Genomic DNA, 14269 nt, shown 5'->3' with positions numbered 1-14269 from the left:
TATTTTATACGTACCAATTGGTTAATATTCCCTGTCTGACTTCAATAAAAATATTACTTCCGGCAGCTGTCTGAACTTTAATAGTACCATTGTAGCCGGTTTGACCCTGCACTCTAATTCCTCCATCGGGTATATCTAGAGCCAGGTTTCCGCCTGTGCCATTTTTTGCGCTTAAATAAAGACATGTATTAAAACTACCTGCCTTTTCGTCTCTAACTGTTACAAGTGGTGCTCCAGCACTTCCTACAATCTGGACGAACTTTTTATTTACTGACAGATAATCACCTGTTACAAACCAACCCTGCGGTGATTCCAGACCGTTTCCGGTAATAGTGAAGTAATTCTGTGTTGAAGAATCTCCAAAAGTTCCAGCGTAAGCGTTTATTGTTCCAGTAAAAATTCCGGACGTAGCATAAATCTCACCAGTAATTTTTGCATTTTCAGCAATCATTTTACCGTTGTGCTGAACCCTGAAAGGTGCGGTATTTCGATTTTCGTAGTTTGCGCCCGCTCCAAATCTAACACTCGTGCCCGTGGTATCTCCGGAATCTGTCTTACCAGATACAAAAGCATTTGTAGTTGTTCCATCACCGACTTCGATAACTTCAGACATAAGTACCCCTCCGTCGATCGAAGTAAAACCATCTGATCCGCCAAGAAACTTAATTTTAGCCTTGATTTCTTGTGTGTCAAGGTTGATAGTCATTTGTCCGTCAAGAGATGAAATAATCCCCGTTCTGATAAGTCCACCGTTGATGGTTGTTGTGCCCACTGTGATCGATAATACCCTGATATTATCAACCACGGAATGTAAAACACCAATTAGGAAATAAAAATCATTCGGATCAGGATCAAACTTTATCTGGTCTTTGGTAAAAACTATTTCACCGGTAGTTCCGGTTTTGCTACAAGCAGCATAAACGTATCGGTAATCATCGTCCGGAATCGTTTCTGTATCTTCCGCGATCGTCCATTCTCTATCTAAAGTCTGAGAGTAAACAATACCTGGATTTACCTTAACCTTATTTTTATTGTTTTCAAACATCACATAGAAAACCACTGAGCAGCTTATTTGTTGGGATTTGGCGCCCACAGTAAGCATATTTGTCTCAATCGAGTTCGGCCGGATATTTTCCGGGATGAAATAATCATCAGTATCGAAAACAAGATTCTTTAATTCTTCAGTTGTCTTTAATCCAAGTTTTGAATAATTGATCTGTCCAAGATTGGTAATTGACATTACATTCTTGATCTCTTTTATATCCAAAACCAACTGGGAAGCATAGTTTATCTCGTAAGAATCTGCAATAACGATCTTTGATCGGTATGGGTTCCATTCACCATTCTCTATAAAGTCAATCGTTTCCTGGTTTACCCGTAAAACTTTATTTATTTTCAGTGGTTCATCAACAATCCGAATGTAATCACCAATGTCAAACTTTCCCACGCCAATTTTTTTCATGTATTCCGGATCAACTTCCATCGAATATGAAACCTTGGCATTTTTGTTCAGCTCAAATTGTTCAAGACCCTTAACCAGAAGTTCATTTTCAGCAGCATCAATATATGATTGCGGCATATTAATATCCAGCAATACATATTCATCGCCTACAGCAAATTGAAACGCAGCGGCATTTTCATCCGGGAAGCTCCGCCCCTGATCATTTTTAAATGGAATGATCTCGAAATATTTTAAATCATGATCGTAACCACCTTTTTTGATCTCGAATTCATATCCCGCTAAATTCCCGGAATTGAAATGCACTTTTGCAGAAGTTCCTGCGACCAGATACTTTGTAGATCCGTCCGAATTCTTTGCATTGAGATCGAAATCCATTGTTGTATCAAAGAATTTAAATTTCGTTCCACCGAGTCCCGTAATTTTCCCGGTCCTGTGCGGGTAAATATCATCAAATGTGATCGAACCTTCTTTCAACCCGAAAGAAAGCACAGAATCTTGATCCTGAATATAATCTGCATTTGGGAGTTTTAAATGGGTGCTGAAGTTTCGGTATTCATTCGGAATATTGTTTGTTCCTCCGAAAACATACAATCGGTTTACAATATCGTTATCATCAACATTTGCCCGGGAAAGAGAATACAATCCTTTACCCTTACCATATTCAAATTGAATCGGAACGGTTTTGCCGTAGTTTCCGGTATGAATAACAAATTTACCATCTTCGACCTTTATCCAGAAATCCGTTTTAAATTCATTGCAAATCTTCTGAAGTGCTGAGAGACATGTATCATCACCGAAAGTTATTGTTTTCGTTTCGGCATTAGTGAATGTTCCGATTTGCCAGTTTGAAGCAAACCTCTGCATGTTGTTTTTTAGAGCAATCAAGAAAGTCTCAATTGTTCCAATCAGCGGAAATTCCAGATCAGGACCAAAACCTGTAGCGTCAGCATTGAAATATTTACAGCGAAGCAGGTCGAACATTAAGCCCTGCGTGGTGATATTATATTCATACTGAGAATTACTTTTTTTGTCAACTGCCGGAAGTGTATTGATACGGTAAACCGAGCCAAAAAGAATAAAGTAATCGTTTATTTCTATATCTAATTCAGAAACGGAATTCAGCTTTATTGATACTGAATCATCAGACAATAAAGCGCGGTTCAAGGAAGCGGTTTCTACCGTCCTTTTACCTCTTTCAATTAAATTGAAAATTGGATTTCCGTTTCTGTATAGAGTAATATTATTCATTAGCTATTTACTATTCTTGCAAATGTTTGAAAAATTGAGTTCCACAGTCTCACGATAATACTGTAACCGAAATCATTTGGATGAAGTCCGTCTAATGTTGTCATATCAAGCGTTTCATCTATTATGCCGCTGAATCTGTTTTGGTCTACAAACCTCCATTTATTTATTTTTGCGACAGCCATTAGTGCTTTTTCGTAATCCAGTAATGTGTGCCCTAGAGTATTCGTTGATGTTGAAGTATACCCTGCATTATTTCTTTTCATTGCATTTGCAACAAAAACATTTGCAGTCGGTGTTAATGCTACTATTTTATCTTTTAGAGCTCTCAATGCTCCATAATAAGTCATTACACCTGTCGCGTTATTGTAGTCCGTAATTGTTCCAATTGGAATATTTCTTTTGAAGTCATTGGTAATGGTGTCAACAGTCCAGAACGCATCAGAAGTATCGGTCCAGTCAACAAAATAATTAGTGATTGATGATGTGTCACCTGTTAAAGATGTAGCCCCTAATGATCTTCCGGAATAACAATATTTATTATAGCCGGTAAATTCAAATGTTTGCTTTACGAGGGTTTGAATTCCGACAGCAATATCCGTTGTTCCAGAATAAGCAATTCCGTCCTGCGCCCAAATTGAATGCCCTACACAATTCCACTTTAGTGGAATATATATTTTACCATTTTGCACAACTTTTCTACCAGCCTGCGTAATTCCTAAAACATTAGCAAGTGTATTGAATTCAAGAAATAAATCAACATAACCCTGAGCGGTGCTGAATGTTGTTCCATCCAAATTGTTAACAGTCGTGACCGCGGGAGTCCCATACCCGTTAGCTGCAGTTCTTGCCGTTGCTGGAGACACTCTTTTATACGCAAATGGGTTATTGACAAGAATTTGTGCCCACATTTCGCCGGCATAGTTTATTGTAGAATCAAAATTGACCGTTACTACCGCTTGTGTTACTGCTCCAGGGGCGACCGTTTGTCTTTTCTTTGCAACAAGAGTACCGCCAGCTGATTTACCTTGAAATAATCTAATTTCAATTTCCGTAACTGGACTTGTGGTATTTTGCGCAAAGCTGATTGTAACCTTATTGAAAGCATTTGGGACAATTCCAATAGACGCCGATACACCATAAACCGAACCTAAACTTCCATTTGATATTGTTCCAGATGCGGTCGCTTGTTTAACCCCATTATCTTGTAAGCTTGAATTGAAAACAGTGTCCTGTTTCCAGTTTTTCTCCGCAACATAATCAGCAACACTTTTATCTGCGGGTGTCGTACTCGTAGATAACGGGTTCAATGCTGAAGAATTAATAGTGTTCGGTAAGAGATCCTCTGATTTAGTCCATACACTCCCTTTTTTGTAGAAAAGAGTAGAATAACCTTTTTTAGCACGCAAATTTCCGGCATTTGCATAAAGTGTTCCGTAATCGGCCGGTGTTGTCGGGTTGGCATCATCAGAAGATAGCCCAGGCTTATATGTACCGTCCGCTGTTGGCGCAGTATCCGTCGGCATTAAAACTCCTTTGAAATCCGATTCAATCATTCCCTGAACTTCACCTTTAAAAGTGTCCAAATCTGACTGAAATTGATCTTTTGACACAGCGTTACCCACTAATCCATCTTTATCGATTGTAGCGGCATTTGGAGCCGGAATATTATCTGAAATATTAATTATTACTTGGTCTGGCATTATTTCGTTTTTATATTTTTTCCCATATTACTTCTGCAGGCGTTTCAACTATTGTGACATCATCAATATTACCTGCGATAATGATGATCTTTTCTTTACCCAGCATATCTTGCCAGTTTCCGACAACTTCTGCGGTTTCTATCTTTGGATTTGAGTAAACAATACCCGGTATTTCATTTCCGGAGCTGTCTAAAACTTTATAGAAGAATTTTGTATAATTGCTCATGACCAACTCCGCTACTACTTTAAGGTAGTTTATTCCTAATGCAGCTTCGATTACGGGGCTGTTTTCAATGAGTTCATAAGTATTGTCTGGCTTACGTCCCAGAATATAAAACTTGATGTTTTGCGGGCTTGCCAATGTCACTTCAACTGTGAACTGATAACTATTGTCAGTTGTAGGCACGGTGTATACTTCATAATATTGACTGTTTAAGGCACTACCTTGAACAAGTGATATTCCGGAACCTTCATAATTTGGCTTTGAATAATCAAGAAGAAAATCAACATCACCACGGCCGATTAGCTTTGTTCCGTCTCCCGGGAAAATTTCAGTTTCATAAGGGGAAGTGTACTTAATGCGTAACGTATCTAATTCTGTCTTTAAAATTTTCTTTATTGGATTTGGCTCTATTAAGCTTAAGGTAAAAGAACCATACATCTCCCCTTCCCGGAGTTCCTTTTCAAGTTCGACACCATTAATGAGTATTACTTCGTATGCGTAGGGTTTTTGATTGAACGGTGTTAATGATAATCTGCTAGTGGAATTTCTATCAAAAAAAGATAGGAATGCATTGAAATTATCCGTAAGATCATCAATATTTAAAGCTTTAATCCAGCACGAAAGAGATATTTCCCGGGCCTCGTATTTTGGAGCAGAAAGATCGATTTGCTTACCATGGTATTCAGTCCAGGTATAGGAATTGCGTTCTCTTGGCTTTAACTTATCCAATACACCTTTCGATTCCGACACATGAACGCCAAAATCTAAGAAGTCAAAACCGTTTATTGCCCATTTTAATCCCATCTACATTCTTTTACCTCTGCATCACCTGAAACTTTGCCGCCGTATCGAAATACACTAACATTGGCCGTTTCTTCTTTCTCCACAATTAATTCCGCATCATCCAGGACCGTAATAAAAAGCTTGGTATATCCGGAAGCTTTAACGGTGATTTTAGAATTTCCCCGGATGAAAATTTCAGACACATCATAGCCCGAAAAGCTAACTTCTGAAACACAGTCAAATATAGCCAATCTTAATGCCTTTTGTAAAGACTTGGACTGGTAGAAAACCCCGTATTGTTCATAATAACCACGGTATTTTTGCAGTACTTCTTTTGATGGGAAATTCTCCCTTAATGCCCAGTCGGAATTGGCAAAAAACAAGCTGCAAAGACTCTTCATGGAAGAATCTTTTACAGCATTTTGAAAACCTTCTTTGCAAGGATGAAATTCTTTTATTTTCGTGAGTATAAAATCTGTTTTCATTATGGTACACCGGCAAGGTTGTTTTTAACTTTTGAGTTTAATTCTTTGATCTGATCGTATATTCCTTTCAAAGGCCGTGTATTAATTTCAATTTGAGTTAGTTGCAACAATTGATTCTTAAATACATTCTGGTTTTCACGGTGAATCTTTAACGCTTCAGCCACATTAATACGCATGGCATTAATTTGCCCTTCCAATGCTCCGGCTGTTTTTTCAGTAATTCCTTTAATATCACCTTTCAACCCCTGGGCGTTTTCCGCAGATTCTCCAAACAATTCTTTATACTGTTCAAGAGCTGCCATGTACTGCTGCATGGCGGTTGTGCCCATAGCCTTGATCTTATCGCGTTCCTCTTGCGTAAGGCCATCGAAACTTCCAGAAACCACATTTGCTGCAATCTGCTGTTGGAGGATTTTTATTTTTTCAAGGAGACTATTTTTAATCTTATTTAAGTCGTAAGCTTGCGTGCTACTAGCGGTTTTTAACTTTTCGTCAATCTCTTTTATCTGATCTTCATAGCTTTTTAGAAGTGTTGCCTGTTGAGATGTTGCGCCTGATTCGCCGCCAAACCCCATGGAAGAATATAAGGAATCAACCATTTGCTGAACTGCAGGCTCAAGAATTTTTATACGCAGGGCATTTGCAACTGCATTCCTCATCACATCATCAACAATTTTCTCGAATGACTTTGCGGCATCTTCACCTTTCCCAAAAGCCTCTATAAGAGCTTCTGATATTTTTTCTGATAACTCCTTGAAATCTGTTGTAGTTATTGACTTTTGGAAATTATCAATTAGGTCTTGAATCTGAATATTTATGTCATTTATCTGCTGTGTGAAACTAGCTATCTTGTCCTGATCAGATTTCTTTTTTTCTGATTCTTTAGAGCGCATCTCAATGAGAATCCTTTGTTGTTCTTTTAGGTTGGCAATAAGTTGTCGTTGCATTGATAATTGACCTTCTCCAGCTGTTTTTTCGATAACCCGTTGAAGTTCTTCATATGATGCTTTTAGTTCATCAACTGCTCTTTTCCAAGCTCTTATACCCTTCTCTTTTCTGCCGTCACCAGCGGTGGAAAGCATTTTAACAATACCGACAACCATTTGAGCAATACCACCAACCATTTGCTGAATGTTTCCAGAAAAATAACCAACTAACGCATTAACCAAACCTTCAAGAGTTTGGGTAAGATCTTTTGCGAACTTTTCAAATGGTCCGCCTTTGCCATCTATGCTTAATGCTTCCGCCAATTCTTTTGCAGAGTTGACTGCTAAATCGGTATAAAATTTTGTTTCCTGTAGATGTTGGTTTAATCTGTTGAAATCTTCCTGGGTAGCTGTACCTTCTCGGATTTTTTTTCTTAGTTCTTTAAAGCTGTCAATAAGCTTTTTTACAGGGCCTGAATCTTTTGATAGATCTTTAAGCTTTTCAAGCTTTTCACGAAACTTTTCAACTTCCTGAGCAGGTGCTCCGAGATTAATTAGGTCATTTATTTTTGATTCCAATTGAGGAATAAAAGTTGAAATTTCCTTTTTTGTAAGAGCATCAATATTTCCAAACACCTTTTCAAACAAATCTGTTTTTTCCATCACAGAAACAAACGCATCCCTATACTCTTTAGCTTCAGCTTTTCCGGCGGCATCTAACAGACGTAATCTTTCCGGATCTGATAGAGTTTTATTTTTTCCAATTTCTTTACGTATGCCATTATATTTTTGAGCTATACTGACTTGTTTTTGTTCAAATGTTTCTTGCTCATTAATAAATTGTTGGTAAATATTTTTTTGCTCTTGAATTTTTTCCTGAAGTTTTGAATCAGCAGCTGCATAAAACCCTTGACTGGTGCCAGTATTATCTTGAGAATCCCTTAAATTTTCTAAATATTCAATTTGATCGTAAAGTGAAGGCAATTTTTGTAAAGCCTTATCAATAGAATCATTGAAATTCGACAGGGGATCTTTTTGTCCTGTTAATGACGAAAGAATATCTTTCAGTTTTTGCCATTGGTTTATTTCAGAATCCGTGAGAGAAACTCCTTCATTTCTTTTATTGTCTAAGACCTGAAATTTCTGTAAAATATCATCATAGTAAGAACCTTTCAAATCTGGAAACTCCTCATTGGCTATTTTCTCTCCATAATACTGAGCAATCTGATATTTAGCTTTCCATTGTTTTTCAGATTCTGCTAATTGTTCATCAAAATTTTTATATTGTCGTTTATTTATTTCCCCGTTAATTTCTTCTAGTCTTTTACCGGCTTCTTCGATTGATATAATTTTACCGGTTAAAAAAGGATTTCCTTTCTTATCCTTATCGTTGCCGTATTTATCAAGTTTACGAAGCTTAACCATTCCTTTTGATGCTACATCAATAGCATCAGATAAGAGCTGAGCATTACGCTGTAGGGCTTTTATTGAATCTTCTGGAATAATTTCAGCATATTGTTTTTCTTTCGTTTGTTTTGGGTTAAGGAGGTCGTTTAATTGTTTAATTTTATCTTTAATCTTCATGTATGCAGCTTGATTTGGAGCGCTGTCAAGCTGTGATTCTAATTCGTCTATTTGTGCTTTAATTCTTGCTGCCCAGCCTTCTTTTGCTTTGGTTTCCTCTTCAGGAGTCATATCTATCGGCTTAAATCCATTCAGGAAATTTTCAAGTTTTTCCCTGTTTTTTTCAAGCTGACCAACATCTTTTCCTAACTTTTTGTATTCCGCAATCTGTTTTTTAGTTTTTTCCAGGTTTTTTGTAGCATCATTAACCTGTTTGTTATTTTCCCTAATGATAGTATTGGAAACTCCTGTTTTTTGATTAGCTATTTTTCTTTTTTCGACAAGTTCCTTTTCAAGTTTAGCGGCTTCTTGATCGTATTTAACAGCATTCCTCAGATACTCTAGATTAGCTTTTCCTTGCTTTCTTGCTTCTACGTCTAAATCTCGCCACTTTTTAGCTTCGGCTTTAGCGTTATCAATTTGCACTTTTACCGCATCACGTTCAAACTGTGCTTCAAATGATTGTTCAAGCAGTTTGCGAGATGCAGATGCTTTGGCCTGCGCCATTGCAAAGGCATCAATTTTTTGAGTAACAAAAACCATTGCCTCGCCAAGCTTTGTAGTAGCCCTATATTGCGCGTCTAATGCTCCTCGGAAAGTTTCATCTATTTTTATCAGCTTTTCGTAGGCGGTTTTCCGCATTTCCAAAGTTGACGATTCGTTTTTAATAGTGTTTACAAGTTCACTGATTGAAGCTTTGGTCTGATAAACGCCTTTTGAAAAGTTCAAATGATATTCAGCCATGACTTCCTCTTGTGCTCTCTGAGCATTCGTAGTATCGTCAATGATACCTAACAGTTCACCTAATTCTTCCCTGTAATTGTATGTAATTGCAACTAAAGCACCTATAGCAGTAATGATTAATACATACGGATTTGCGTTTGCGGTTAAATTAAATAATGCTTGTGCGTCAGCAGCAGTTCTTATGCTCCTGGCCAATGAAATCCATGCTTTTATAGCATCAATTGCAATAGATGCCTTTTGAATTGCAGCAGTTACTAGTAAGGCAGTACGATAAATTCCATATATTTCAATAAGAGTTAAAAGCACCCTTCCAACCTCTTTGTAATTTTCAATAAGATGAGTAATAGCATCAATACCCCCCTTTAGAATGCCTTCGTTTGCAGTACCAATTTCATTGAGCATTAACTCAAACTCATGTTTCATTCTATTTAATGAACCAGTTAGAGTAGTTGCTTGCTTTCCGATAAGGTTATTGAATTTTCCTCCTTCTGAAGTAAGGTTGTTCATCGCTTTTTCAACTTCTGGGAATCCGACTTTACCTGCTTCAATTAGCCCTTTAAGTTCGGAAACATTCACTCCCATTACTTTTGCAAGTTCCCCCATGATTGGAATACCACGCATTGTAAATTGAAGAATATCTCTGGTATAAGCACGTCCCTGGGTTTTCAAGGTTCCATAAACGTATGCAATATCGCCTATAGGAGCAGAAACACCTGCAGCAACATTACCGAGCATTTCTATATCATGTGTTACTTTATTGACATCAATGCCGTAAGCTAAAAGCTGTTTTCCTGCCTGTCCGATTTCAGAAAGACGAAATGGGGAACGGAGTGTCAATTCCTTCCATTCATCCATCAATCCATTCATGACCTGCGTAGATCCGGTAATGGTTTCAATTGCATTTTCCATCTGCTGGAATTCACCACGAACATTAATAAGTTCCATGATGAAATCCTTAACAACATGAACTGAAAAGTAACTTGCAACACCAACCGATAGATTTCGGAATGCATTGTCCATTTGTCGCGTGTTTTGCTGTGTTTTTTGATTTAAACCAGCAATATCACGTCGCATTTGATCTACGTTTCTTCTCCATTCATTCAAGTTCAGCACTGCATTGAAATTCAACGCTCCTCCTGCATTATTCATCCTCTACATTATTTATATTTTTCAAGCATTGAGAAAAGCTGTTCCGGAGTTTGATCGGTATAGCTTACCGTTTTTCCGGGTGGCTTTCCTGAGCCTTTATCAGTTTCATTTTTGTCGTAATCGTAAGAAGGTGCATCGATAAGCATCCGCTGCAGGAATGCATAATCAACATCCCACAATAAGTATTCGAGTGACCATCCAAAGTGGTGACAGAGCTGACCACATAGTCCATAGATTGTTTTTAATCCATTTTCTCTACCTTCATCGGATTCGTCACTCTTACTGCGCTTAGTAATGTGGTAGAGGTCATAAAAGACTGGTAGTCGTTCAGCGAAAGAATGTTTTGAGTGAATTCCAGTAAATCTTTGGAGTCAATGTTTTCGTAAAGATGTTCAGTGAGCAATCTTTTGAAAAGACGTATTTTCCATCGCCTCCCTAAAATGGTAATCGCAATAATTTCAGCACATAATTTCGCGTTATCCGCAACTGAATTGAACTGAGCGTTTAAAATTCCAGTTACATCATCGCTCTGCAACTGATCCTGGTGTGTTTTAAGTTTGAAAAAAAGATGGCTCTGTCTGAACATTACTGCAAGTGGAACTTTTCTAACTTTCCAAACTCTTTCTTTTCCGAATAGCCTCGTTTTAACTACAAAACCAACCTCATTTAAAATTTTTAATTCTTTTTCCTCAGCAACTAATTTTTCCTCTTCGTTCATAGTACAATATTTTAATGTTAAAAAAAGCGCACCCACCTAAGCAAGTGCGCTGAAAAGAAAAATTAAGGTACTATTGGATATTTTACCATCTCGAAAGTTGGTGTATTTGCTTTAGTTGGCCGCAAAACTTTAGCATTAACGGAAACGCCTAAAAGATTGTCTTTACCCATATCAGAAGTGAATTTGTATGTAATTAGCGTTCTTACAACATCAAATCCAAATCCTACTTCTGGAGTGATTCTCAAACTTCTTTCCACTACTACATGTCCGATTGGTGGAATGTAGTTTCCGTCTTCATCTTTGGTTCCGGCTCCAAGTTCAACAAGTGTATCAGCATCCGGATTAGCAACGTCAAAATCAAAAGACATTGCTCCTTTAGTTGTTCTGGTAAAAAGAGGTTCGTCATACTCTTCAACATTGAAGTCGGTTGTTGTGCCGTCTTCCATATTGATTTTAAGAGTTCCGAGCATCGTTTCTCCCAGGGTTTTAAATACGGACCCCATTCCGCCGTCTGTTGCGATTGGTGCTAATTCAATTTTTGCCACACCATTATTAATCTGTCCCATTTATTATTGAATTTTATTTGTTATTAAATGCGTTTAATTTTAATCGAAAATTGATATAACAGTCTTTTTCATCCATAATGGTAGAACTGAACTCTATGTCAATATTTCCGTTGTTTGTAAATTTGTTTTCCAGAAGAGGCTTTACAGCATCTTTCACTGCTTTTAGTCGTGCTTCGTTCGGAACATTCTGCGTCACGGAATTAATAGTTACTTTCAAATATGGTACATAGCAATTAACATTGAATGCCCCGGTTTGAAAGAAAGTATTATTGATGGTGATACTGTTGATTACAATATCTTCCTTTATGCTGCCAGAAGGCCTAAAATCTTTGTAGATCTCTCCGGTAATAACAGATCTCACACCGCCATTTTTAAGAATGTCGAAAATCCATTGCTTTCCTTCAATATCTGACTGTCTCATGCTATTTGATTTAAGAATCTGTTCAGATCAAGTTTTGCTTTGAGTTCAGCACTGGAAAGAACGTTTTTCCCTCGGCTTTCAACAGCAACGGCATAATTCATACCGGCAACAACTACAAGAGCTAATTCCGGAAGGGCTTTGGAAATATCGATGGCGAGATCACGTCCAATTTTTTTACCATCCTTATTTGCGACACCACCCGCTTTAAACCTATTATCTGCGGTTCCGTCTTTTTTAAAATTGGTTACACCTAAATTAAAGTCCTCACTTACTACCCGCCCATTAAGGGTAATCACATAACCGATTGATGATCTTAAATTCCCGGTGACATCGTGCCAGTCACGATCTTTTGTGTATGATCTTGCTTCATTCACCGCATCTTCACCTACAACACGCATTATCCTGATTGCATTTTGTATTTTAGCGTCCAGCATATCATTGATGTATCGGTTGACTTCCGGCATCTTAAAGTTTGCTTTTATACCCATATCCTCGCATGCATTTGATCGTATTTTGTTCTCAAAACTTCACCTGTCATTCGCTGGTTTCCGTCTTTGTCGATTACCCGAATAGTCGATCCTATGTTGATTGGCTTTAAATCCTTCGGACACTGTATTAACCATGTGTATTCGTACTTGATCTGATCGTTTTGATTACTTCGAGTTCCGGAGTTGTTAACTTCATCCCGGCATTTGCCGAAATACTGCCAACCTTCAGAACCTGGAATCCATGAACCTGTGTCCGGATCATAAGTAGCGTCGGTTTTGACGAATACTTCAAGCTTGTACGGATACTGTTTCATTACCAAAGGTTTGAGCGATCACGGATTTTATTTTTTAAAAGTACATTCGGAAACTCCAACTCTTGACAAAGAATATCGTAATATGATTTGATACCCTCACTGTCATAGGTAATTGAATATCCTCCTTCTGAAACACTTTTCGGTCTTAATAAAAGTTTAGGGATTATGTTGTAAAACAGCGTTTTAGTTTTTACTTCTGATTCGGAGTTATATTCGGAATCGCCATTCAAACCGACATTAATCAATTCTGCATCAATAAGCGAATCGGAAAGATCAACCGACCATAATTCAAGGTTTGCTGTTATATAATCCCTAACTTTCATTTTCTATGATAATTTCAGTTTTAAATGATATACCGCATCGATTGCAGTGATTGCCGGGATTGCATGCAGCTGTCCTCTTGTAAATTCGTTCATTGGCTCCGTTTTGGACCATTTAGCAATTTTTACTCGGTCAACGTTAGCGTAAGAATGTCCGGAAACTTGCATCAAGTCACCTTCTACCACTAAACCGTTTTTAACAGTTCCAAGCTGCCCTTGTGGAACGAATACAATCACATCGTCAGCAAACGCTTTGAACGTGGTAATTGCTCCATCCTGTTCAAGTCCGAATAAAGAATCCTGAAGCTCGATTTCAGGAAGACCGTTTGAAGTCATGAAATCGTTCACTCTTGCAAGGGTTACCAATGCATAGTTATCTTTGCTTGAATTCTTGAAAATCGCCTGGATTTCGGCAGAGTCTTTCAGCTTATTGAAGGTCGGACGGGTCATAAGCATTTTTGCGAATTCTCCATTTCCTTTTGCTTGTGCTGCATCAATAACTGCTTCAAGATCGCTTGTTGGTTTTGCTGTCGAATCAGTCCATACTTTTGTGGCCGTGATAATGTTTTCTGCCGGAAGCATCATGTCAATCTGTCCATAAGCAACACCGTCAGGATTATTTGCCACAGTCAGATCGATTTTTCCGGTAGATAGAGCCTGTAAAAACATTACATCTACCCTTGCGGTACAACCGTCGGCAGCGTTTTTCACGTCATTGAAGATAAGATCAATGATCTGTTTTTTCTTCGTATCGTCGTTTACGTTATTTTGGTTCTGTAAAGTAATGTAGTTTCTGTAATCAGAAGCCTTCATAATATACTTGTGGGAAATTGTCGGGATTTTACCTTCTAATTTCTCAAGACCCTGGCGGCTTCTTACTGGAGATACAGCATCTTCTCCAATTACGGAAGCGATAGCTTCAATTCTGCTACGTCCAATAACGTCAGCAAAAGAAAGATCTACCTGTGGAGTATCCCATTCAAGATACTTAGTAAAAAGTCTTTCTTTGAATTTGTCTTTTCTTTTATCGATAATTGCCTGTAATGCTCCGCTTGTTGCATATTGCCCGAAAATCGATGTTATAATTTCGCTCATGTTT

At 37.9% G+C, this 14269-nt stretch carries 13 protein-coding genes; all 13 read right to left on the bottom strand.

Features of this window, described 5'->3' with window-relative positions; genetic code table 11:
• Positions 1-4 precede the first annotated feature (4 nt).
• On the bottom strand, positions 5-2710 hold the full coding sequence (locus tag U9K52_RS09750) for a hypothetical protein (protein ID WP_322926173.1): 2706 nt from the start codon (positions 2708-2710) through the stop codon (positions 5-7).
• Positions 2710-4410: an SGNH/GDSL hydrolase family protein gene (locus U9K52_RS09745; RefSeq protein ID WP_322926171.1), complete on the bottom strand. Its 1701-nt coding sequence runs from the start codon at positions 4408-4410 to the stop codon at positions 2710-2712. The genes U9K52_RS09750 and U9K52_RS09745 overlap by 1 nt, the downstream gene beginning before the upstream one ends.
• A 10-nt stretch (positions 4411-4420) precedes the next feature.
• A complete protein-coding gene (locus U9K52_RS09740; protein ID WP_322926169.1) occupies positions 4421-5437 on the bottom strand; it encodes a hypothetical protein in 1017 nt (338 codons plus the stop codon).
• On the bottom strand, positions 5428-5901 hold the full coding sequence (locus U9K52_RS09735) for a hypothetical protein (protein WP_322926168.1): 474 nt from the start codon (positions 5899-5901) through the stop codon (positions 5428-5430). Before U9K52_RS09735 ends, U9K52_RS09740 begins: the two co-directional genes overlap by 10 nt.
• Positions 5901-10343, bottom strand: coding sequence for a tape measure protein (locus U9K52_RS09730; RefSeq protein WP_322926167.1), 4443 nt, complete (start codon positions 10341-10343; stop codon positions 5901-5903). The genes U9K52_RS09735 and U9K52_RS09730 overlap by 1 nt, the downstream gene beginning before the upstream one ends.
• An 8-nt stretch (positions 10344-10351) precedes the next feature.
• Positions 10352-10579, bottom strand: coding sequence for a hypothetical protein (locus U9K52_RS21290; RefSeq protein ID WP_323673789.1), 228 nt, complete (start codon positions 10577-10579; stop codon positions 10352-10354).
• A 5-nt stretch (positions 10580-10584) separates the two neighbouring features.
• On the bottom strand, positions 10585-11061 hold the full coding sequence (locus U9K52_RS09720) for a hypothetical protein (RefSeq protein ID WP_322926164.1): 477 nt from the start codon (positions 11059-11061) through the stop codon (positions 10585-10587).
• Between the two features lie 62 nt (positions 11062-11123).
• The gene (locus tag U9K52_RS09715) at positions 11124-11627 is read right to left on the bottom strand and encodes a hypothetical protein (RefSeq protein WP_322926163.1); all 504 of its coding nucleotides are present in this window, start codon (positions 11625-11627) and stop codon (positions 11124-11126) included.
• A gap of 13 nt (positions 11628-11640) precedes the next feature.
• Entirely contained in the window at positions 11641-12048 is a 408-nt protein-coding gene (locus tag U9K52_RS09710; RefSeq protein WP_322926161.1) for a hypothetical protein, read from the bottom strand.
• Positions 12045-12536, bottom strand: coding sequence for a hypothetical protein (locus tag U9K52_RS09705; RefSeq protein WP_322926159.1), 492 nt, complete (start codon positions 12534-12536; stop codon positions 12045-12047). Before U9K52_RS09705 ends, U9K52_RS09710 begins: the two co-directional genes overlap by 4 nt.
• Positions 12527-12850, bottom strand: coding sequence for a hypothetical protein (locus tag U9K52_RS09700; protein WP_322926158.1), 324 nt, complete (start codon positions 12848-12850; stop codon positions 12527-12529). The genes U9K52_RS09705 and U9K52_RS09700 overlap by 10 nt, the downstream gene beginning before the upstream one ends.
• Complete coding sequence (locus U9K52_RS09695) at positions 12850-13173, bottom strand: DUF6706 family protein (protein ID WP_322926156.1); 324 nt, start codon at positions 13171-13173, stop codon at positions 12850-12852. Before U9K52_RS09695 ends, U9K52_RS09700 begins: the two co-directional genes overlap by 1 nt.
• A 3-nt stretch (positions 13174-13176) precedes the next feature.
• The gene (locus tag U9K52_RS09690; protein ID WP_322926155.1) at positions 13177-14265 is read right to left on the bottom strand and encodes a major capsid protein; all 1089 of its coding nucleotides are present in this window, start codon (positions 14263-14265) and stop codon (positions 13177-13179) included.
• Positions 14266-14269: the final 4 nt, after the last annotated feature.

Origin of the sequence: Chryseobacterium sp. MHB01 (assembly GCF_034651565.1) — a bacterium.
GTDB classification, from domain to species: domain Bacteria; phylum Bacteroidota; class Bacteroidia; order Flavobacteriales; family Weeksellaceae; genus Chryseobacterium; species Chryseobacterium nepalense.
This window is presented reverse-complemented; position numbering and strand designations above follow the sequence as displayed.